The sequence below is a fragment of the Amycolatopsis sp. cmx-11-51 genome (genome assembly GCF_047608665.1).
GTDB lineage: Bacteria > Actinomycetota > Actinomycetes > Mycobacteriales > Pseudonocardiaceae > Amycolatopsis.
The window spans coordinates 172,828-193,516 of sequence record NZ_JADNQO010000012.1 but is presented as its reverse complement, the minus strand read 5'-3'; the positions used below and the strand labels follow the sequence as shown (position 1 = coordinate 193,516).

18 protein-coding genes and 2 pseudogenes are annotated in these 20,689 nt (G+C 68.0%); 9 read left to right on the top strand and 11 right to left on the bottom strand.

What is annotated here, in order from left to right:
• The first annotated feature begins 53 nt into the window (after positions 1-53).
• Positions 54-773, top strand: coding sequence for a GAF and ANTAR domain-containing protein (locus ACM6LU_RS30960; protein WP_414941347.1), 720 nt, complete (start codon positions 54-56; stop codon positions 771-773).
• 136 nt (positions 774-909) lie between these two features.
• Positions 910-1,479 carry a PspA-associated protein PspAB gene (pspAB, locus tag ACM6LU_RS30955; RefSeq protein WP_414941346.1) on the top strand — a complete coding sequence of 190 codons (570 nt, stop codon included), beginning with the start codon at positions 910-912 and terminating at the stop codon, positions 1,477-1,479.
• Positions 1,480-1,621: 142 nt separating this feature from the next.
• On the opposite strand, the gene ACM6LU_RS30950 is transcribed toward pspAB, so the two are convergent.
• A complete protein-coding gene (locus ACM6LU_RS30950; RefSeq protein WP_414941345.1) occupies positions 1,622-1,909 on the bottom strand; it encodes a hypothetical protein in 288 nt (95 codons plus the stop codon).
• 348 nt (positions 1,910-2,257) lie between these two features.
• Here ACM6LU_RS30950 and ACM6LU_RS30945 point away from each other — a divergent pair, with 348 nt between their 5' ends.
• The 3 genes and pseudogenes from ACM6LU_RS30945 to ACM6LU_RS30935 form a co-directional block, all read left to right on the top strand.
• Positions 2,258-2,938 carry a response regulator gene (locus tag ACM6LU_RS30945; RefSeq protein WP_414941344.1) on the top strand — a complete coding sequence of 227 codons (681 nt, stop codon included), beginning with the start codon at positions 2,258-2,260 and terminating at the stop codon, positions 2,936-2,938.
• Positions 2,939-2,970: 32 nt separating this feature from the next.
• On the top strand, positions 2,971-4,050 hold the full coding sequence (locus tag ACM6LU_RS30940) for a PAS domain S-box protein (protein ID WP_414941343.1): 1,080 nt from the start codon (positions 2,971-2,973) through the stop codon (positions 4,048-4,050).
• A gap of 57 nt (positions 4,051-4,107) precedes the next feature.
• Positions 4,108-6,693: pseudogene (locus ACM6LU_RS30935) on the top strand (ATP-binding protein); the annotation flags it as partial.
• A 101-nt stretch (positions 6,694-6,794) separates the two neighbouring features.
• On the opposite strand, the gene ACM6LU_RS30930 reads toward ACM6LU_RS30935, so the two are convergent.
• Together ACM6LU_RS30930 and ACM6LU_RS30925 are read right to left on the bottom strand one after the other, a co-directional pair.
• Positions 6,795-7,199, bottom strand: a complete 405-nt coding sequence (locus ACM6LU_RS30930) for a response regulator transcription factor (protein WP_414941342.1) — start codon at positions 7,197-7,199, stop codon at positions 6,795-6,797.
• A gap of 71 nt (positions 7,200-7,270) precedes the next feature.
• Positions 7,271-7,576: an ANTAR domain-containing protein gene (locus tag ACM6LU_RS30925; protein WP_414941341.1), complete on the bottom strand. Its 306-nt coding sequence runs from the start codon at positions 7,574-7,576 to the stop codon at positions 7,271-7,273.
• 189 nt (positions 7,577-7,765) lie between these two features.
• On the opposite strand from ACM6LU_RS30925, the gene ACM6LU_RS30920 reads away from it, so the two are divergent.
• Positions 7,766-8,398 carry a response regulator gene (locus tag ACM6LU_RS30920; RefSeq protein WP_414941340.1) on the top strand — a complete coding sequence of 211 codons (633 nt, stop codon included), beginning with the start codon at positions 7,766-7,768 and terminating at the stop codon, positions 8,396-8,398.
• 4 nt (positions 8,399-8,402) lie between these two features.
• On the opposite strand, the gene ACM6LU_RS30915 is transcribed toward ACM6LU_RS30920, so the two are convergent.
• Entirely contained in the window at positions 8,403-9,380 is a 978-nt protein-coding gene (locus ACM6LU_RS30915) for an Acg family FMN-binding oxidoreductase (RefSeq protein WP_414941339.1), read from the bottom strand.
• Positions 9,381-9,512: 132 nt separating this feature from the next.
• Between ACM6LU_RS30915 and ACM6LU_RS30910 the strand changes: the two genes are divergently transcribed.
• Entirely contained in the window at positions 9,513-11,210 is a 1,698-nt protein-coding gene (locus ACM6LU_RS30910; protein ID WP_414941338.1) for a GAF domain-containing sensor histidine kinase, read from the top strand.
• Between the two features lie 294 nt (positions 11,211-11,504).
• Here the strand turns inward: ACM6LU_RS30910 and ACM6LU_RS30905 are convergent, their stop codons facing one another.
• The 3 genes from ACM6LU_RS30905 to ACM6LU_RS30895 all read right to left on the bottom strand — a co-directional run bounded on the left by ACM6LU_RS30905 (position 11,505) and on the right by ACM6LU_RS30895 (position 15,810).
• Entirely contained in the window at positions 11,505-12,494 is a 990-nt protein-coding gene (locus tag ACM6LU_RS30905) for an alpha/beta fold hydrolase (protein ID WP_414941337.1), read from the bottom strand.
• Between the two features lie 78 nt (positions 12,495-12,572).
• The gene (locus ACM6LU_RS30900) at positions 12,573-13,550 is read right to left on the bottom strand and encodes a GlxA family transcriptional regulator (RefSeq protein ID WP_414941336.1); all 978 of its coding nucleotides are present in this window, start codon (positions 13,548-13,550) and stop codon (positions 12,573-12,575) included.
• 190 nt (positions 13,551-13,740) lie between these two features.
• The gene (locus ACM6LU_RS30895; protein WP_414941335.1) at positions 13,741-15,810 is read right to left on the bottom strand and encodes an AMP-binding protein; all 2,070 of its coding nucleotides are present in this window, start codon (positions 15,808-15,810) and stop codon (positions 13,741-13,743) included.
• Positions 15,811-16,055: 245 nt separating this feature from the next.
• Between ACM6LU_RS30895 and ACM6LU_RS30890 the strand changes: the two genes are divergently transcribed.
• The gene (locus ACM6LU_RS30890; RefSeq protein WP_414941334.1) at positions 16,056-16,796 is read left to right on the top strand and encodes a flavin reductase family protein; all 741 of its coding nucleotides are present in this window, start codon (positions 16,056-16,058) and stop codon (positions 16,794-16,796) included.
• On the opposite strand, the gene ACM6LU_RS30885 is transcribed toward ACM6LU_RS30890, so the two are convergent.
• Positions 16,745-16,999 (bottom strand): hypothetical protein, encoded by a 255-nt coding sequence (locus ACM6LU_RS30885; RefSeq protein ID WP_414941333.1) that lies wholly within the window; start codon positions 16,997-16,999, stop codon positions 16,745-16,747. The genes ACM6LU_RS30890 and ACM6LU_RS30885 overlap by 52 nt on opposite strands.
• 237 nt (positions 17,000-17,236) lie before the next feature.
• Complete coding sequence (gene folE, locus ACM6LU_RS30880) at positions 17,237-17,833, bottom strand: GTP cyclohydrolase I FolE (protein ID WP_414941332.1); 597 nt, start codon at positions 17,831-17,833, stop codon at positions 17,237-17,239.
• A gap of 133 nt (positions 17,834-17,966) precedes the next feature.
• Between folE and ACM6LU_RS30875 the strand changes: the two genes are divergently transcribed.
• Entirely contained in the window at positions 17,967-18,698 is a 732-nt protein-coding gene (locus ACM6LU_RS30875; protein WP_414941331.1) for a helix-turn-helix transcriptional regulator, read from the top strand.
• 4 nt (positions 18,699-18,702) lie between these two features.
• Here the strand turns inward: ACM6LU_RS30875 and ACM6LU_RS30870 are convergent.
• Both ACM6LU_RS30870 and ACM6LU_RS30865 read right to left on the bottom strand, forming a co-directional pair.
• Positions 18,703-19,149 (bottom strand): annotated as a pseudogene (locus ACM6LU_RS30870) (carboxymuconolactone decarboxylase family protein).
• A 123-nt stretch (positions 19,150-19,272) separates the two neighbouring features.
• The gene (locus ACM6LU_RS30865) at positions 19,273-20,649 is read right to left on the bottom strand and encodes a cytochrome P450 (RefSeq protein WP_414941330.1); all 1,377 of its coding nucleotides are present in this window, start codon (positions 20,647-20,649) and stop codon (positions 19,273-19,275) included.
• Positions 20,650-20,689 lie beyond the last annotated feature (40 nt).

Below are 20,689 nucleotides of genomic sequence, written 5' to 3'. Positions count from 1 at the left end.
ATCCTCCATCTGGTCGTTGCCGGGTGTCGCGGGGGCGGGCCAGAATCGCACGGGTGAATATCTGGCGCGTGGGGATCACGACCGGGATGAACAGGGAATCCGCGGTCTGTGCGGCGTTCGCGAGTTTGACCGCGAGTGTCACGGAAGACCTCGGGCCGGATCGGGTCGTGGACACGTTGTCCAGCGAATGTGTACGGCTGCTGCCGATCGATTCCCTGGAGATCTTCCTACCGGGACTGAACTTCGAACGATATCCCACGGCGGACGAGGAAGGTCCCGCGATCGAGGCTTTCGAAACCGGGAGCGAGGTCGTCGTCGATGACCTTCCCGCCGAGGCGTCCCGCTGGCCCGGCTACGTCGCCAGGATGACCGGTCTGGGCTATGTCGCGGTTTCCGCGCTTCCGTTACGCGCGATGGAGGAAACCGTTGGTGCGGTCACCTTCCTGAGCGCCGAAAACGTGGTTTTGGGCGCTGACGACCGAAGGCTGGGGCAGTCGCTGGCCGACGTCGCGGCCCATTGCCTCCTCCAGCACCGGGAATCGCGCCACTACCGGACGCTTTCGGAGCAGTTGCAGACCGCGCTCGACAGCCGGATCATCATCGAACAAGCGAAGGGCGTGCTCGCAGAGCGAGCCGGAATTGGCGTCAGCACGGCCTTTCAGCGCCTGCGAACCTTCGCGCGCAGCTCGAACCGGAGGCTGTCGGACGTCGCACACGGCGTCGTCAACGGCTCGCTGGACAGTGAGATACTCCTTCGGCCGGGTATTCGGTGACAATCGCCGAGAAGTGACCGGGAGTCGCTGTTAGGGCCATTGGTCACCTGAACAGGGGACTTGTCCCGGTGAACGCGCGACCGTGCGGCCCTAGGGTGCGAGGGCGTGATGGGAAAGGCTTCACGTAGAAGAAGGGATGCGTGAGGTCATGGCGATACTGGGAAGCCTTTTGGGGAGGAGCCGCTCGGTACGGTCGAGTCTGCTTCCGTTGCTGGAGTTGAGATCGGCGGCGTCGACGCTGCGGTCCGGTTACGGGCTCGCGCCGACCGGATCGGGGACGGTGTGCTTCGTCGCCATCGGCCGTCCGGGAGCGGGGACGGAGGCGGAGATCATCGCCGGTATCGCCGGGGATTCCGTGCGCCGCAACGTGGTCACCCACGACGCGCACGGGCGGACGATCGTGCGCTGCTGGCGGGAGAACGGGGATCTGGGCTGGCTGCTCGACGACCTCGTCGACGTCAACGACAGGCTGGCGCAGGCGGGCTTCGCGTCCTGGCTGCTGCACTCGACAGTCGACTTCGCCGAGTTGCGGGATGTGCGTCACCCGAAGCTGACGATGGTCTACCGCCGGGAGCGCGGCACCTTCTACCCCTACGCCCCGCGCGGGACCCGCGGCCGAGACCGGGCGACGGAACTGAAGATCCGCTCGTCGCTGACGCGGATCGTGCCGATGGAGGCCGACATCGGGCGGTGGCACCCGGTGTGACGGGGCCTCGCCCGGCCCAGGGCGTGTCCGATGGTGCCGTCGCAGACATCACGCGTGATTGAGCGGCGAACACGCGTGATTGAGCGGCGAACACGCGTGATTGAGCGGCGAACACGCGTGATTGGACGGACGGCACGCGACACTAGCCGGGCGCGCCGCTGAGCCAGCCGCGCAGCCGCTGGACACGCCGGTCCCGCGGGTTCCATCGCGGGAAGTGGTACCGGCGCAGGGGCCGCGCTGCGTCGTTCGCGGCGGGGTCCGCGCCGTCGAGGCGCCGGATGGCGGTCAGGACGTCATCGAGCAGGGAGGTGCGCGTCTCGGGTTTCGCCGCGACTCGCGGCAGCCTCTCGAGTTCGGCGGAGACCAGTGTCCGGAAGGCGCCGGCGTGCGTGCCGGAACGGCGGCGGGTCTCGCAGATCCTCGTGGTCACGTCCCGGTCACCCTTCCCGTGCGATGGTCCGGCGGTTTGCCACCTTCGACGATGCGGTATCGCGGGCCGCCCCGGTCACCGCCGAAGGTAGTGCCATCGAGGGCATAAAGACCCCACCAAGTCGCCGAGCGGGTACTCCGTGTCACGGGTTGGCGTCGAAGCGACGGGACGGCCGGAGCCGGTGGGATAATGCCCGGCGGCATGGCGCGGGCGTTGCCGAGCCGCGCGCTGTCCGATCGCGCTGGTCGGGAATCGGCACGAGGGTGAATGCGTCCGTGGGCAGGATTGACTTCCTGAATTCTGCCGGACAATGAGTCCCGGCGAGACCACGATCGACGGAGAAGGTGCATGCCGAACCCGACGTTCCCGCAGCCCGAGCCCCCGGCCGCGACCCCGATCCGGGTGTTGCTCGTCGAAGACCACAAGATGGTGGCCGAGGCGCTCGGCGCGGCCTTCGAGGAATTCCCGGAGATTCACCTGGTGGCGTCCGAGGAGTCCCTCGCGCACGGGATGATCGCGGCGGAAGAGCACCTGCCCGACCTCGTCCTGCTCGACCGTCGGCTGCCGGACGGTGACGGGATCGAGGCGATCGCGAGGTTCCGCGCGATCTCGCCGTCGATCCGGGTACTCGTGCTGACCGGTGACGCGAACAGCGCCATCGCCGCCAGGATCCTCGAAGTCGGGGGAGCGGGGCTGCTGCTGAAATCGGGTCTCCTCGACGAGCTGGTCACGGCGATCCGCACCGTCGCGGCGGGCGACGTGATCATCGACCCGGAACTGCTCAGCGGCGCGCTGGCCATGTTGTCCGGGAGTGCCGGTGCGCCAGGGCCGGTGCTGACACTTCGGGAGCGGCAGGTGCTCGGCCTGATCGCCGAGGGCGCGGGAACGGACCGGATCGCCGACGAGTTGCGGCTCGCGCGGAACACCGTCCGGAATCATGTGCAGCGGATACTGGTGAAGACCGGAACCCATTCCAAACTCGAAGCCGTGGCGCACGCGCGCAGGAATGGCCTCCTCGAACGGCCGTAGCGGCGAGACGTATCCGAGTGCCAAGCTGCACTATGGCCAAGCTGCCATCGGAACAGGCACCCGATCATCGCAGTGCTGTGCTCTTCGAGTTGTTCGTGCACAGCGTCGTCGACTACGCCATTTACATGCTGGACGTCGACGGTCTGGTGATCAGCTGGAATCCGGGGGCGGAACGGATCAAGGGGTATTCCGAGGAGGAGATCCTCGGCCGTCATTTCTCCGTTTTCTACCCCGAGCACGACGTCTCCGACGGGAAACCCACCGCGGAACTGCTGATCGCCGCGGAGGTGGGGAGCCACGAGGACGAGGGCTGGCGGGTCCGAAATGGCGGCGAACGGTTCTGGGCGAACACCGTGCTCACCGCCTTGAGGGACGACCAGGGCGAGCTCGTCGGTTTCGGCAAGGTCACCCGTGATCTCACCGAACGCCGGAAAACACAGGAGGAAAGGACCGGTCGGCGGCAGGCGTTCGCGCATTTGGTCCGGGCACAGGAAACCGAACGTCGTCGTATCGCGTGGGATGTTCACGACGATTCGATTCAGTCGATGATCGCGGTGAGCATGCGCTTGCAGATGCTCGCCGCCCAACGGCGTGATTCCGCGTTGATGCGACTCGACGAAGCCATCCAAGGGGCGATCCGGCGGCTGCGGATCCTGGTCGCCCAATTGCGCCCGCCCGCGCTGAACGACGATGATCTGGTCGCCTCCGTGCGTGACTACCTCGACGAAGTCGTCGGTGGCTGGGGGCTGGAGTGCACGCTACGGCACGATTTCTCCGCCAAACCGCCATCCGAGCTCGTCGTCACCGTCTTCCGGATCCTTCAGGAGGCGTTGGTGAACGTGCGGAAGCACGCGAACGCCACGGCTGTCGTGGTCTCCCTGACGGGCCAGGACGGCGGTCTGCTGGCGAAGGTCGCCGACAACGGCGACGGGATGAAGGCGCGCGGCGAGACCTCTCACGAAGCGTCGCCGGGCGAGCACATCGGAATGGCATCGATGCGTGAACGCGCGGAAGCCGCGCAGGGATGGTTCCGGGTGTCCAGCAGACCGGGTGAAGGCACGACAGTGGTCTTTTGGATTCCGCTCGCCGCTCCCGGGACCTCGTGGAAATGAGGAGGCGCTTCGATGCCTGAACCGGGAAACCTGCAGCGGCTGCTGGACGGCTTGAAAGCCGTTCGCGACGGCGATTTCAGCACGCGGCTGCCCCAGGTGGACGACGTCCTGATGGACGAAATGGCGGTCGTCTTCAACGGCATGGTCGACCAGCTGACGTTGTTCACCTCCGAGGTCACCCGGGTCGCACGTGAGGTGGGCACCGACGGCAAGCTCGGTGGCCAGGCCGCGGTGCCCTCGGTTTCGGGGAACTGGAAGAACCTCACCGATTCGGTGAACGCGATGGCGGACAACCTCACCGGCCAGGTCCGCGACATCGCCGAGGTCGCGACCGCGGTGGGGAAGGGCGACCTTTCGCAGAAGATCCGCGTCGACGCGCGCGGCGAGATCCTGGAACTCAGGACCACCATCAACACGATGGTCGACCAGCTGTCCGCGTTCGCCGCCGAAGTCACCCGCGTCGCGCGCGAAGTCGGCAGTGAGGGACGGCTTGGTGGGCAGGCCGAAGTCGAAGGCGTTTCGGGCACCTGGAAACGCCTCACGGAGAACGTCAACGAACTGGCCGGGAACCTGACGCGCCAGGTCCAGGCGATCGCCGAGGTCACCAGCGCGGTGGCCACCGGTGACCTCACCCGGTCGATCTCCGTCGAGGCTCAGGGCGAGGTCGCGGACCTGAAGGACAACATCAACGCGATGGTCCAGTCGCTGCGCGAGACGACACGGGCCAACGAGGAGCAGGACTGGCTCAACACCAACCTGGCGCGGATCTCGGGCCTGATGCGGGGCCACCGGGACCTGCGGGTGGTCGCCACGCTCATCATGAACGAGCTGATCCCGCTGGTCGGCGCGCAGCACGGGACGTTCTTCCTCACCGAGTCCGGCGAGGACGGCACACGGTTGCGGCTGATCACCAGCTACGGGCACGGCGAGGACCCGAAAGCGCCTTCGGAGTTCGTTATGGGGCAGTCGCTGATCGGTCAGGCCGCACACACCAAGAAACCGATCGTGGTCGACCGGGCACCGCCCGGCTTCGTGAAGATCTCGTCGAGCCTCGGCCCCGCCCCGCCGGTCACCCTGATCGTGCTGCCGATCGTCTTCGAGGACCAGGTGCTCGGCGTCATCGAGCTGGCGTCGTGCGGCGAATTCACCGCCGTCCGCAAGGATTTCCTCGAACAGTTGATGGAGACCATCGGGGTCGACGTCAACACGATCATCGCCAACGCGCGGACCGACTCCCTGCTGGAGGAATCCCAGCGACTGGCCGAGGAACTGCAGGCGCGCACGGACAAGCTCCAAGCGCAGCAAGCGAAACTCCAGGTGTCCAACGCGGAACTGGAGGAGAAGGCCGAACTGCTCGCGCAGCAGAACCGCGACATCGAGGTGAAGAACTTCGAAATCGAGCAGGCACGCCAGGAGATCGAGGAACGCCCGCAGCAGCTCGCGCTGGCGTCGAAGTACAAGTCCGAGTTCCTGGCGAACATGTCACACGAACTCCGGACCCCGTTGACCAGCCTGCTGATCCTCGCCGGGGTGCTGTCGCAGAACTCGACCCGGAACCTGACGCCCAAGCAGGTCCAGTTCGCCAAGGTGATCCAGTCCGCGGGCACCGACCTGCTGCAGCTGATCAATGACATCCTCGACCTGTCGAAGGTCGAGGCGGGCAAGATGGACATCTACCACGAGCCGTTCCCGCTGCGCCGGCTGCTGGACCATGTCGGCACGACGTTCCGCCCGCTGACCGCGGAGAAGGGGCTCGACTTCCAGGTCACGGTGGAGCCCAACGTGCCGGAACTGCTGTTCACCGACGAACCGCGGCTGCGGCAGGTGCTGCGGAACCTGCTGTCGAACGCGGTCAAGTTCACCGAAGACGGCGGCGTCGAGCTACGGGTGAAACTGGTCGACACCATCGTTTCGCCGTCGAGTGTGACCGGGCACGAGTCCCTGGTGGCGTTCAGCGTGATCGACACCGGGATCGGGATCGCCGAAGAGAACCTCGATTCGATCTTCGGCGCCTTCCAGCAGGCCGACGGGACCACCAGCCGCAAGTACGGCGGCACCGGTCTCGGCCTGTCGATCAGCCGCGAGGTCGCGTACCTGCTCGGCGGCGAGATCCGGGCGGACAGCGTGCTGGGGACGGGTAGCACGTTCACCCTCTACCTGCCGGTGGCCCGGTTCACCGCGCTCCCGGGCCCTGAAGAGTCCACTGTGGACAACGTCGGGGCGGAGCGGCGGGTACTGGTCGTGGAGAGCGAGCGGAACAGCCTGCTGACCCTGCTCGCCCGCGGTGTCGCGGCCGATATCGCGGACAGCAACGGCTCGGTGCAGGTGCGGGCGGTGGCCAATCCGGCCGAGGCGTTCGAGGAACTGAAGCGCGACAGCTACCGCTGCGTCGTGCTCGACACCAGCATCCCGGGAACGAGCGCGCTGTCGTTCCTCAAACGTCTCGTCGAAGGCCCGGATCCCGTCGAGGTCCCGGTGCTGGCGCACGCGAGCCGCAAGCTCAGCGCCGCGCAGGACCGGTTGCTGCGGGGCCACGCGCGAGTGCATCCCGTCGAACTGCTGCCGTCGCTGGACATGCTGCGGGAACGCATCATGCTGCACATCTCGGCCAGCGAGCTCGAAGGCGATGGAAGGGGACCGTGAGAAGAGCCTCGCCGCCGGGGCGAGCGGCTACGTCACCAAACCCGTGGACGCGGCGGAACTGCTGGCCTGCCTGGAACGCCGGCTCACGGACTGACGCCGCGCTATTCCGCCCCGTTGGCGCTGTTCGCGCAGAGGCGGCGGATGGCCGCGACGATCTCGGTGTTGGGGCTGCCTTTGACGAGGTACTCGGTGACACCGGCGGACGCCATCCGGGCGATGGACTGGGTATCGCTGTGCGCGGAGAACGCCATCAGCCGCGTCCGGGGCACCCGCCGCCGGATCTCCCTCGCCATCCACGCGCCGCCCCCGCCGGGAATCCGGACGTCCAGGACGGCGACCTCGGGGGACAGCAGTTCGGCGAGCGCGACCGCTTCACCGGCGTCCATCGCGACGGCGACCACCTCGATGTCCGGTTCGGATTCCAGGAGTGCGCGCAGGGCATCACCGATGGCCGGGTTGTCGTCCGCGACGAGCACCCGGAGTCTGGGGGACGGCGTTCGGTTCATGACCCAGTCCGTGCCCGCGGTCTCTGCGGCGCCGGTGGTGGTCGCGGGCCCTCCGCCGAACTTGACGTGCCTCAGCAAGAGACTCGTCGGGCGCCCTCGCTCGGCTGCTCGACGAGGGTCCTGGCGACGTCGTGGACCTTCATGTTGTTGTCGCGGCAAAACGAGCGGAGCAGTTCGAACGCCGAGTCGATGTCGACCTGGTAGCGCTCGGCGAGAACGCCCTTCGCCTGCTCGATGGGCAGCCGGTGATCCAGCGCGTACTGGAGTTGTTCGGCGCGGGCACGGTAGAACCGGACGCGGTCGCGCATGGCCACGAGGTCGTCTGCCGGGTCTGGGGCGCCGGACGAGGGGCCCGGCGAAACTGTGGTCTCGGACATGGGGTGATCGTCGCAGCGCGCACGGATGCCGGAAAGAAGAGAACGTCCTGTGTCGAATGATGCAAATGAACCTGGTCAGCTTGGCGGCAGCCACTCGAACGGGTGCCGAACAGGGTCCTTTGGCCGGTCGCAGTGACCGGCCGTGCACCGTACGCTCTGAGCGGAGGAGGGGAAACCGTGGAGGTCGGAATGCTCCGGGTGTTTCTGGTCGACGACCACGAGGTGGTCCGTCGAGGAGTCGCGGACATGCTGGAGGAGGACCCGGCGCTGCGCGTCATCGGTCAAGCGGCCACTTTTTCCCAGGCACTGGCGAGGATCCCGGCGCTGCGGCCGGACGTGGCGGTACTCGACGTGCGGCTCCCCGACGGAAACGGTGTCGAACTCGCGCGGGAACTGCGGTCCAAGGTCCCCGAGCTGAAATGCCTCATGCTCACGTCCTACACCGACGAGCAGGCGATGCTGGACGCGATCATGGCCGGCGCGAGCGGTTACGTCATCAAGGACATCCGGGGGATGGATCTGGTGGCCGCGGTCAAGGAGGTCGGCCTCGGCCGGTCATTGCTGGACGCCCGCGCCGCCGCGACGCTGATGGCGAAGTTCCGCGACGACGCGGTGAAGAAGGGGCCGCTCGCGGGGCTTTCCGAGCAGGAGCGCACGCTGCTGGAACTGATCGGCGAGGGGCTGACCAACCGGCAGATCGCCGAACGGATGTTCCTCGCGGAGAAGACGGTCAAGAACTACGTGTCGCGGTTGCTGACGAAACTCGGGATGCAGCGGCGTACCCAGGCGGCCGTGCTGGCCACCGAACTGCGGCGGCCCTGAGCGCTCAGGCAGAAACCGGCTTTCCGAGCAGGACGTCTTCCAGCGGACGGCGCGGTGTCCACGGCAGGGGTGAGCCGTAGCCGAACCGAAGCAGTACCTGCGGCCAGACACCGGAGCCGACGAGGCGCCGGAGTTCCGCGCGTGCCGAGGGGACCAGGATCGGCGGCGAGATGAACGACGCGTCGAGCCCGGCCGCGGTCGCGGTGAGCAGAACCCGTTGCAGCGCTTGGCCCGCCTGCAGCCGGTCGAGCCGCCCGTCGGTCAGCGACCCGATCAGCACCACCAGCGGATCCGCCCGCGGGTCCGCGCCGGCGGCGCCGAATTCGTCGAGGAGCCAGCTTTCGTCGGCGGGCGACCCCGCGGTGGCGTAGGACGGCACCCCGTCGCGAGTGCCGGCGCGCAATTCGGTCCAGCGGTGCAGTTCCGCGAGGAAAGCGGGATCGGCGAGCTGACCCAGATGCGCCCGGTCGGTGATGTCGCGCAGCAGTCGGCACTGTTCGGCGTCGAGAATCGACATCCACGCGTGCTCGAGTTCGGTGGCGTGGCGCAGGAGGGGGAGGATGGGCCGCGGGACGGCGGTGGACAGGAACGGCCGCCGGTTGGTGCGGCGGCGGGGGATCGCACGGGCCAGCCCGACCGCTCGCGGCTCAGGGGTGCGTTCGGCCAGCGGGCGGACGATGGCCAGTAGATCGGGATCGGCGCGGCTCGGCATCAACGACGTCGCCGGATGGAACCCCAGCGCGTGAATCGCCGTCCGGAGGGTGAAGAGGGCGGCGCCGCACGAGAGGACGAGTTCGCGCCGGTCCGGATCCGTGACCGGTAGGATACGGCGCGGATCGGCGTGGAGTTCGATCCCGGTGCCGGTGCACCGGAACAGCCACGGCTGGGTGTTGTGCGTCGACGGCGCCAGCATAGCGGACCGAAGCACGAAATTCACCTGATCGGAGTTCAAACTCCCGACCCTGGTGACTTGTAAGGTCATGGTTTCTCCCCGCCGCCGCGCCACGGGCGATACTGATGTCTCGGTGAGACGGTCCCCGCCCGCGGTGCGGGGCCGAAAGAGGACAAAGTCACCACGGCCGCGAGTCGTCCCGATCTTCGGAGGCGGAGCACGATGTCGGCACAGCAGTTGCGGGTCCGTGAGGTGCTGCGCGATCTCCAGTACCGCATCGAACGGCTCATCGGCACTCGCGACAAGATGGACGGACTGCTCGAAGCGGTGCTCGCCGTCGCGTCGGGACTGGAGCTGGACACCACGCTGCGCCGGATCGTGCAGGCGGCGATCGATCTCGCCGAAGCCACCTATGGCGCGGTCGGCGTGATCGCGGACGACGGGTCGCTCGCCGAATTCGTCCATCTCGGGATCGACGGCGAGACCAGACAACAGATCGGGCATCTGCCGAAAGGCCACGGGCTGCTGGGTTTCGTCATCGACGAGGCGAAACCGGTGCGGCTGGCAGATATCTCGCGGCATCCCGCGTCGGCCGGTTTCCCGCCGCGCCATCCGCCGATGCGTTCGTTCCTCGGCGTGCCGATCCGGGTCCGCGACGAGGTGTTCGGGAATCTCTACCTCACCGAGAAACGGGGGGACGGGTTCACCGACGACGACGAGGTGGTCGTCCAGGCGCTCGCCGCCGCGGCCGGGATCGCGATCGAGAACGCCCATCTCTACGAACAGGCCCGCCTCCGCCAGCAATGGCAGGCGGCCACCAGCGAGGTGACCACGGAACTGCTGGGCGGTACCGACCCGGTCGACGCGCTCAACCTGATCGCCAGCCGGGCGCTGGAACTGACCGGATCCGACCTCACTCTGCTGGCGCTGCCCGGACCCGGCAGGCTCGACGTCGGTCGGGTCGGTGAAGAAGAGGCGGGCGAGCTGACCATCGCCGTCTGCGCCGGTACGCGGGCGGGGGAACTGACGGGGGCGCGGATCAGCGTCGCCGCTTCGTTGCCTGGGGCGGTCTATCGTGACCGGACTCCGCGTAGCGTGCCGGAACTCGTACTGGGCGACGACGGGGAATTCCGGTTCGGCCCGACACTCGTGGTGCCGCTGCGGGCGCGGGAACGCACGTCCGGGGTGCTGATGGCGGTGCGGAATCCGGGGTCGGTCCCGTTCGAGCTCGCCCAGCTGCCGGTGGTGGCCTCGTTCGCGGACCAGGCCGCGCTGGCCCTCCAGCTCGCCGCGCAGCAGCGCACGGCAAGGGAGATCGACGTGCTCGCCGACCGGGACCGGATCGCCAGGGAGCTGCACGACCACGTGATCCAGCGGCTGTTCGCGGTCGGTCTCGCCATGCAGAGCACGCATCGCCGGGCGCGGTCACCGGAACTGCAGCGGCGGATCGGCGACAGCATCGACCAGATGCACGAGATCGTGCACGAGATCCGCACGGCGATCTTCGATCTCCACGGCGGTGAGGCGGGCCGCCAAGGGGTGCGGCTGCGGCACCGCCTCTACGACTCGATCGCCGAACTCACCGACGACACCGCGATCCATCCGACGGTCAGCTTGTCCGGACCGCTCGATTCGATTCCCTTCTCGTTCGCCGAACACGCGGAGGCCGTGGTGCGGGAGACGGTCGGCAACGTCGTCCGGCAGGCGCGAGCGAGTGGCGTTTCGGTGAGCGTCGCGGTGAAGGACGACGTCCTGCGGATCGTGGTCACAAACGACGGCGCCGGGATCGGCGGGGGGCTGGACGCCTTCGGCGGGCTTCGGAATCTACGTGATCGCGCGGAAAAGGCGGGCGGGACGTTCCTGGTGGAGACCCGTGAAGAGGGCGGCACCCTCGTCGAGTGGTCCGCACCCTTGCGGTGACCGCTTTCGCGGCGATGCTGTGGGTGACCACGGAAGCGGCCGTCTACCGTCCGGCCGGCCTTTCCACGCGCCGAGCCGGCGCTGCACGGCGCGTGGATCTACAAGGCCCGCTGGTGGATCGGTTGAGCTGTACTTCCGTGTCGGTACCGGCCGTTCGGGGGGCTACCCGGCCGGTACCGACACACCAAAGAAGAGGGGATGCCGCCGCGACAATGACGGCTGACGGAGTCTTTCACCTGACCGAGTGAACCAGACCGTTTGGCGGGCACCTTTGACCCGCTCGGGGTATACGCCTCACCCGAGGAAGGCCTGGAGTTCGTCGATCACCGTTCGTGGCTGTTCCTCGGCGACGAAGTGGCCGGAACCGGCGATCTTCCGCACCCGCACGTCCACCGCCTTCGACGGCAGGACCGCGGCGAGGTAGTCGTAGTTGAACTCCGAACCCAGGCCCAACATCGGCACGGTGATCTTCCCGTAGGTTTTCTGATCCTCGATGTCCTTGCCGAACGCCTGGTACCAGCCGTTCCCGGCGCGGATCGCGTCCGGGCGGTCGTAGGCGGCCGCGTAGATCGCCCGGTCACGGTCGCCGATCGAGGCCGGATCGGCGACGAGGCGGTCGAACATCCAGTCGACGAGGAAACGCGCCCGGCCCGTCAGCAGCTGTTCGGGCAGCGTGGCGACCTGGTTGAAGGCGAACCACCAGACGTGCACGGGTTGTCCGGGCGGGGCCAGCATCGGGATTTGGTAAAGGCTTTCGTCGGGGTGGGAGACGTCCATGAGCGTGACGGTCTTAGTCGTCTCCGGGTGGTTGGCGGCGAAGCTGAACGCGACCATGGCGCCGATGTCGTGCCCGGCGATGTGCGCCTGCCGGTAGCCCAGCGCGCGGACGAGTTCGAGAACGTCGCGGGCCATCGTCTTCTTGTCGTAGCCGTCCCGCGGTTTGCCCGAGCCGCCCATACCCCGCAGATCGACGGCGATCACGCGGTACCGCCTGGCCAGCGTCGGCATGATCTTGCGGTACTGCCACCACGTCTCCGGCCAGCCCGGCAGCAGGATCAGCGGCTCGCCCCGGCCCCCCGCGACGTAGTGCAGCCGGACGCCGTTGACCTGGGCGTGGGCGCTGCGGAAATCACCGGGCAGGGAGCGGGCGAGTTCCGCGTCGCCGGGGCCGCCGGACTGGCCGGCTTCGGCGACACCACCCGAGGCCACCAGCGCGGCGGCGGCACCCGCGCCGAGGGTGAGCATGGACCGGCGGTTGAGGAAGGAACGGCTGTCTTCGGTCATGCCGTTGATCGTGGCCCGCCGAGGCGCCGATCGTGAGCGGTGTTTTCGCCAACCGGCGTCAGTTTTGAGACAACCCGGTCAGGCCAGCATGGGCTCGAGGACGCCCAGCCTGGGCCCGAACGTCTCCCGATAGGCCACCGGGGTGACCCCGACCTGCCGCCGGAAGTGCGGCCGGAGCGCGGCGGAGGACGAAAACCCGCAGTACCTGGCGATCTCGTCGACCGGCAGGTCGGTGGATTCGAGCAACTGCTGGGCGCGGATGATCCGCTGATGAGTGAGCCACGTGCCAGGGGCGGCGCCGGTGATCTCACGGAACCGGCGGTCGTAGTTGCGCCTGCTCATATGCGCCCGCCTGGCGAGCTCGTCGACCGGCAGCGCGGTGTCCAGCCGGGTGAGCGCCCAGGCCATCGTCTCCGAGACCGGGTCGCCCTCGTCGAGTTCCGGCATCGGCGATTCGATGTACTGTGCCTGCCCGCCGGGCCGGTGCGGTGGCACGACCATGCCCTTCGCCAGCCGGTTCGCCACCTCCGCGCCGCACCACGAGCGGATGAGGTGCAGGCCGAGGTCCATCCCCGCGGCGCCGCCACCCGCGGTCAGGACGTCGCCGTCGTCGATGTAGAGCACCGATTCGTCGAGGCGGACGGCGGGGAACCGGGCCGCGAGCAGCGGCGCCATCGCCCAGTGCGTGGTCGCGGGGCGGCCGTCGAGCAATCCGGCGGCGGCCAGCACGAAGACGCCACTGCACAATCCGGCCACGCGGGCACCACGGTCGTGCGCTGTCCGGAGTGCCTCCAGCGCCGGTTCCGGCGGATCTTCCATCGGCGACCGCCAGTTCGGGACCAGCACCAGGTCCGCGGCCCGGACGGCGTCGAGGTCTTCGGGGACCGGGACGGTCAGGCCGCCACCCCGCAGCGCGGTACCCGGTTCGCCACCGACGATCTCGAGCTCGAGGTCGGGCAGCTCCCCGAACTGCGAGGCCATGTCGAAGACACCGAACGCGAAGGACATCGCGCCGAGTGAAGCCCCGTTGAAGACCACGACGGCCAGTCGTTTCATGCACCCGAGTCTAGAGTCCGAGGAGGACGGCAGATTCGTTCCCTTCGTAACGAGTTGTCCGGGGGAAGGAAGCATCCGGTGTCGTATCCGCAGAGGCCTCGACGGGGCCGCAGCTCCCGGGGCACCAGCCACCTTCACCGCGAAGGTCGTGCCCTGCCATCACACAACCCGGCCAAGTCCACAAAGGACACTATTGGCCGATCGGCCAGGTTTCGTCCTTCAGTAACCGTTTGAGCACCTTCCCGGTCGCGTTCCGGGGCAGTTCCTCGACGAAGTAGACATCCCGCGGCACCGCGAAGCGCGCCAACCGCCGGTGGATATAGGCGCGGACGTCCTCCGCACTCATCCGCGCACCGCGCTTCGGGACGATGTACGCCGCGAACCGTTGCCCGAACTCGCGGTCGGGTACACCGATCACGGCCGCTTCGTGGACACCGGGCAACGCGACGATGGCCTCCTCGACCGGACGAGGGGACACGTTCTCGCCACCGGACACGATCATCTCGTCCGCCCGGCCGGTGACGAACAGGCGTCCGGACGCGTCCTGGTAGCCGACGTCGCCGGTCGCCATCAACTCTTCCGCGCGTGCCACGCTGGCGCCGTCGGTGTAGCCGTCGAAAAGCATGTCGTTGCCGACGAAAATCTGTCCCTCCCACCCTGGTGGGACACGGTTTTTGTCGTCGTCGAGGATGGCGACGCGGGTGCCGGGCGGGCAGCGGCCCGCGGTCGTGGGCGCCGCGCGGAGGTCTTCGGGCGTGGCGATGCTGGCCCACGAAACCTCGGTGGAGCCGTAGAAGTTGTAGAGCACGTCACCGAAGGTGTCCATGAACTCGGTGACGATCGTCCCCGGCAGCGCTGATCCGCTGCTGGCGACGATACGCAGCGATGAGAGGTCGTAGCGGCTGCGGACCCGTTCGGGCAGGTCGAGGATGCGCTGCAACATGATCGGAACGGCGAACAGCACGCCGCAGCGATGCTCGGCGATGGTTCTCAAGATCTCTTCGGCGTCGAACCGGCGGATCAGCGACAAGGACGCGCGCACGGCCATCCCGATCTGCATCCCGGCGAGCCCCCAGCTGTGGAACAGCGGCGCGGCCACCACGAAGCGATCGCCGGTGCGGAGCGGGATGCGGTCCAGCATGGCGGCCGACGTCGCGAGTCCTTTGGGAGTCGGACGGCGCGCGCCTTTGGGAATTCCGCTGGTGCCCGAGGTGAGGACGACGAGCCTGCCGATCCGGTCCGCCGGTTTGAGTTTGGTGGCGGGCACCCCCGCGATCAGCTGATCGATCGTCGGATAGCCGTTCTCGGTCTCCGGCCAGGTGGACAGCCGCAGGAAATCGCCGGGGATGTCGGCGATGACCCGCGAGAACTCGTCGTCGGCGAGCACCGCGACCGGTTTGTGCAAGCCGATGACGTCCGCGACCGAGCCGGCGGAAAGCCCGGTGTTGAGCAGGATCGTGTCCACGCCGAGTTTGCTGCACGCGATCAGTGCTTCGACCATCGTGGCGTGGTTGCGGCACAACAAGGCGATCCGGTCACGAGAGCGGACTCCGCGCAGTGCCAGCGCGTTCGCGAGCTGGTTGCTGCGATCCGCCGCCTGCTTGAACGTCCGGATGTTGCGTTCGTCGTGCAGTGCGACGTCTTCGGGCACGCGGGCCGCGTTGGCCGTGTAGCCGCCGGCGACGGTGGCGCCCCACTGCGACAGCGAAGTGAGCTGCTTGGCGATCTTGTCCGGCCGCGCGGCCGCGAACACGCCTGCCTTGATCAGGATGCTCGCCGTGTGCAGCGTGGTGGCCTTGGTGTGCACGGGTTCTTCCCGCGGCGCCGCCGCCCGGCCCGAAAGGTGCAGATCGATCCGCCGGGCCACCGCGCGGACGGTGCGTTTGAACGACGCGGCGGACACCAGTTGCTCGTGCCGCGTCGGAAGCATCAACTGCGCGACGAGTTCCGTGCCGTTGTCGGGAGCCTGCCTCAGCTCGATCGAGACCCAGTTGCCGTCGTCCTCGACACCACACCAGACGACATGCTCACCGGGCCGCCAGACCCGGGCTTCGACGTCACCGACGACGAGCGTGCCCGACCGCGGCTCCAGCCGGACGAAGCATTTCGGACCGCGGCCGCGTTCGGCGGGCTGCCGGACCTCGCACCAGCTGACCTCCGCGACGAACCTCGAATAGGACTCGGGATCGCCGATGACTTCCCAAACCTGGCCGGGAGAATGCCCGATGATCGAGCTCGCCTGGACCACATCGTCTCGCATGCGATTCGCCTCACCACGCGCGTTCGGGTGCTGACCGGGCAGCTGCCGGTGTCTCCTTCCGTCGTTCAAGTCCGGCGAACCTACCAGCAATCGGCCGAACGCAATACTCCGAACGACCCTGGGTTCGTGCCCGCCCAAGTGAACTACCACGGAAAGGGTAAGCGTTCCGTCGGCGGGAAGCGGAGTTGATCGCGACGTCCGATTCACGCCAGCCTCCGTCGCGAGACGCGGCGAAGCTGACGAACGTGACAGTTACTACGTCAGCGGCCGAGACCGCGCACACCCGTATTGAGCCCGGCATCCTCTACTTCGGTACTCCGGTGGTGCTCCTTTCGACGGTGGACCAGGCAGGTTCGGAGAACTTGGCTCCGATGTCGTCCGCGTTCTGGCTCGGCTGGCGGGGCATGCTCGGACTCGGCGCGAAATCCAAGACGGCGCAGAATCTCATGCGTAACCGTGAATGTGTTCTGAATCTTCCTTCCGACGATCTGGCGGCCGCCGTCGACAGGCTGGCACTGACCACCGGATCGGATCCCGTCCCGGAGCGCAAGTACGAACGCGGATACCGGTACGAAGCCGACAAATTCGCCCGCGCCGGACTCACACCGGTCGCATCCGAGACGGTGCGGCCGCCGCGCGTTGCGGAATGCCCGGTGACGATGGAGGCCGTCGTCGAGGCCGTCCACCCCCTCGCCGAGGACGATGCCGCACAACGTGGCGGCGTCCTCGTGTTCGAGGTCCGGGTGCAGCGCGTGCACGTCCACGACGACGTGCGGATGCCGGGCACCGACGACCGGATCGACCCGGACCGGTGGCGGCCGCTGATCATGAGCTTCCAGCAGCTCTACGGCCTCGGTCCGCAAGTCCATCCGTCGACACTGGCGAAGATCCCGGAGCGGCTCTACCGGGGGCCCGACATCGAGCGGTCGCGGAATCAGTCGTCGGCGGCGAACGAGAACCGGTTCACCAACGGCAACCAGCGCTGATAGGACGCGGTCAGTTCCGGCCACGACTCGCCGGACAGGCCGCGTCCGAGCTTCGGCCACAGCTCGTGGTCGTTCGACGACGACACGATTTCGAGGGCGCTGTCGTCGGGATCCGCTTCGGCGGAGGGAGGCGCCGGTGTGGCGTCCTGACCCTCGGTGGCGGCGAGCCCGCGCACGAGCCCCGCGAACCCTGGATCGTCCATGGGGGACAACGTGAACGGCACCTGGAAGATCTTCTCGAGGTAATTCTCGGCCGGTCGGCGCTGAGCCTGCCGAGGAGGGTCTTCTCGGCCTTGCGACGTTCCGCGAGCGCGTCGTCCGCGTTGGGCAGTGCTCTCGCGACGGCGGCGGGTTCGTGGTCGCGATCATCGTCACCGCGTTCACCTGGCGGGTGTTCGACCGCTCGGTCGTTTCCGCGGCCTACGCGGAAGAACCCGAGGTCAGCCGTTGATGCCGGTGAGGGCGAAGAACTCCTGGCGCGAGCGCGCGTCTTCGCGCAGCGTGCCGAGCAGGGTGGAGGTGACGGTGCTCGAACCGGTGGCCTGCACGCCGCGCAGGGTCATGCAGGAGTGCTCGGCCTCGATCACCACGCCGACACCGACTGGCTCGAGCTGCTCGTCCAGCCAGTCGGCGACCTGTTTCGTCAGCCGCTCCTGAACCTGCGGGCGGCAGGCGAAGTGCTCGACGATCCTGGCCAGCTTGGACAGTCCGAGGATCCGTTCGCCGGGCAGGTAACCGACGTGCGCGACCCCGATGAACGGCAGCAGGTGGTGTTCGCAGACCGAGCGGACCGGAATACCCCTGGCGAGGACGAGTTCGTCGTAGCCCTCGTCGTTGGGGAAGGTCGTGAGGTCGAACGACCGCGGGGTGAACAGCTCGGCGTACGCGCGCGCCATCCGGCGCGGGGTACCGCGAAGGCTCTCGGAGTCCAGCGAAATGCCCAGTGCGGTGAGGAAATCGGCGGCCGCGGCCTCGGCGGCCTCCAGGTCCGGCCCCGGCCCGGGTTCGTGCACGACACGCAAGGCTGGAGTGGACATAAGGCCTCCTAGGCTGACCGCGATCCCCAGAGCTGTTCGACCGAGCTATTTGACTAAGACTTTTGGGCGTTTTACCGCCTGTCGGCTCAGCCTACATGGTAGATCCGCAGTTCAGGACGTTCCGCCGAATGAGATGGGCGATACCGTGGTGTACGTGACAGTGCCCGATCCGGACGGCCTCGACGCCCCTTCCATCGCCGCGGTGGCGGCACTCGACGACGACCTCCGCCGCGGCATGTACGCCTATGCCCGGCGCACGCGGCGTCCGGTGACGCGGGACGAGACCGCGGCCGCGGTGGGGGTCTCCCGCAAACTCGCCGCCTTCCACCTCGACAAGCTCGTGGCGGCAGGCCTGCTCAGATCCGGCTTCGCGGCGGGCCCGGCGGTGAAAGTGGGGCGTAAGCCCAAGGTCTACGAACCCGTAGACGAAGCCGTTCAGGTGCAGCTTCCCGCGCGACGGCACGAGATCCTCGCCGGAATCCTCGCCGAGGCCGTGCTCGCCGAGGGGACTGGTGAAACGGCGCGGGCCGCCGTCCTGCGGGTCGCGGGGGAGCGCGGCCTCGCAACGGGCGACGAGGAACGCACGCGGACCCGGCCGGGCAGGCTCGGCGTGGAACGCGCGCTCACCGTGGCCGAAGGGGCGCTTCGCCGCTACGGCTTCGACCCGAGCCGCGACACCAAGACCTGCGTCCGGCTGCGGAACTGCCCGTTTCACCCGCTGTCCGCCGAGGCTCCAGAGCTGGTCTGCGGGATCAACCAGGCCTTCCTGTCGGGCTTCCTGACCGGTGTGCGCGCCGGGAACGTGGAAGCGGTCCTCGCTCCCGGCGCGGCCGAGTGCTGTGTAGAGCTACGGCAGGCGCGGTAGCCGATCAGGCCGCGCCGGCGATCTGCCGGGTGGCGACGTTGAGCCGGTTCCAGGTGTTGATGGCGGCGATGGCGAAGACCAGGCCCGAGAGCTTTTTCGTCGTAGTGGCGAGCGGCCTCGTCCCAGACTTCGTCGTCGACCGGGTCGGCCCGGTCCGCGATCCGGGTGAGAGCCTCGGCCAGCGCGAGCGCCGCTCGTTCGGCGTCGGTGAAGTAGGCCGTGTCACGCCACGCCGCCACGGTGAAGATCCGCTCGTCGGACTCGCCCGCCTTGCGCAGTTCCTTGGTGTGCCTCTCCAGGCAGCCGCTGCAGCCGTTGATCTGACTGGCGCGGACGTGCATGAGGTAGTGCGTGGTGTCACACCGGTGTCCCCGGTCGACTCGGCCAACGAGATCAGGGCCTTCAAGGTGGCGGGGTTCGCCAGTGCGGGGTTCGAAATCCGTGCTTCCATGATGGTCTCCTCCAAGGTTTCCGGCTTGCTTTCACCGCACTGACGGATGCCGGAGGGGAGATGTGACCGGGTACGATCCACCGCTGGTGGCCCTCGGGGGTCGAGATCCGAGCCCGGCGACGGCTAGACGGCCACCGTCGCGCGCTCGCGAAGTGAGACGTCGAGCTTGAAGCCCTCTGGTTTCAGCGTCAGCAGTTCCTGCACCTTCAGCCGGTACGACGAGTCGCCGCGTAGGTCGTATCGGCTCAACAGCATGCCGAGGACCAGCGTCGCCTCGTGCAGGGCGAACTGCCGCCCGATGCAGGCCCGCTCGCCGGTGCCGAACGGCTTGTAGACGTGCGCGGGGCGAGCACGGTTGCGATCCGGGGCGAAACGATCGGGGTCGAAGGACTCGGGATCGTCGCCCCAGACGGGATCACGGTGCAGTGCCGGGATGAGGACGAGCGCCCACTGCCCCTTCCTCATCGGGTACTTCCCGCCGACGACGGTGTCCACCTGGGCCTGGCGCGCGAACGCGGGCGCCGTCGGCCAGAGCCGCAGTGCCTCGTCGAGCACTCGCCGGACGTAGCGGAGCTTGACGACCTCCGCGTAGGACGGATCCGGGTTCTCGCCCCAGACCTTGTCCACTTCGGACTGCGCGCGGGCGAGCACGTCCGGATTCCGTGCGAGGTAGTACAAGGCGAACGACAGCGCGCCCGACGTCGTCTCGTGCCCGGCCACGAGGAAGGTGATGATCTGGTTCCGGATGTTGACCTCGTCCAGCGCCTCGCCGGTGCTCGGCTGCGTGGTGTTGAGCATGAGCCCGAGCAGATCGTCGGTGCTCGTGTCGTTCCGCCGTGCTTCGACGACCTCGTCGACGACGGAATGGAGGAAGGCGAGGTCGGCTTCGTTGCGCCGGTTCGCCTTCCGGTTGAGGAACGGGCCGATGACCGGTGGCTGGAGCACCATCCGCTGCGCGTGCCGCAGCGTCCGGACCATCGCGGCGACGAACGGATGCGGTTCGGCGCGTTCGAACGACGAGAAGCTGTAGCCGAAGCCCGTCCGCCCGATGGTCTCCAGCGTCAGTTTGGTCATGTCGTCCGCGACGTCGACCTCGCCGCCCCGGTCCCACGCGTCCAGCAGTTCGCGGGTGATCGCCAGCATCGTCGGGTGGTAGCCCTGCATCGCGTTGCGACTGAAGGCGGGCGCGAGGATCTCGTGCGCGCGCCGCCAGTTCGGCTCCTCGCTGTGCGCGGTGAACAGCCCGTCGCCGCCGAGCGGGCGCAGGTTCGAGATCGCGGGCGTGATGTGCTTGGCGAACCGCTTCTCGTCGGAGAGGTCGGCGACCATCTCGGCGCCGTGGACGAACACGATCTCGCGGCCGAACACCTTGCGTTCGAAGACGGGGCCCAGTTCGGCGGCGTGCCGCATCGAGTCCTGGACGGGGGTCTTCGGCGAAACGCCGAGCACGTCGCCGATCAGCGGGATCCGGCGCGGGGGATGGGGGAGAGCGGTGGCCATCGAGCCCCTCCAGGTGAGCACTGTTGAACTGGCATCCAAT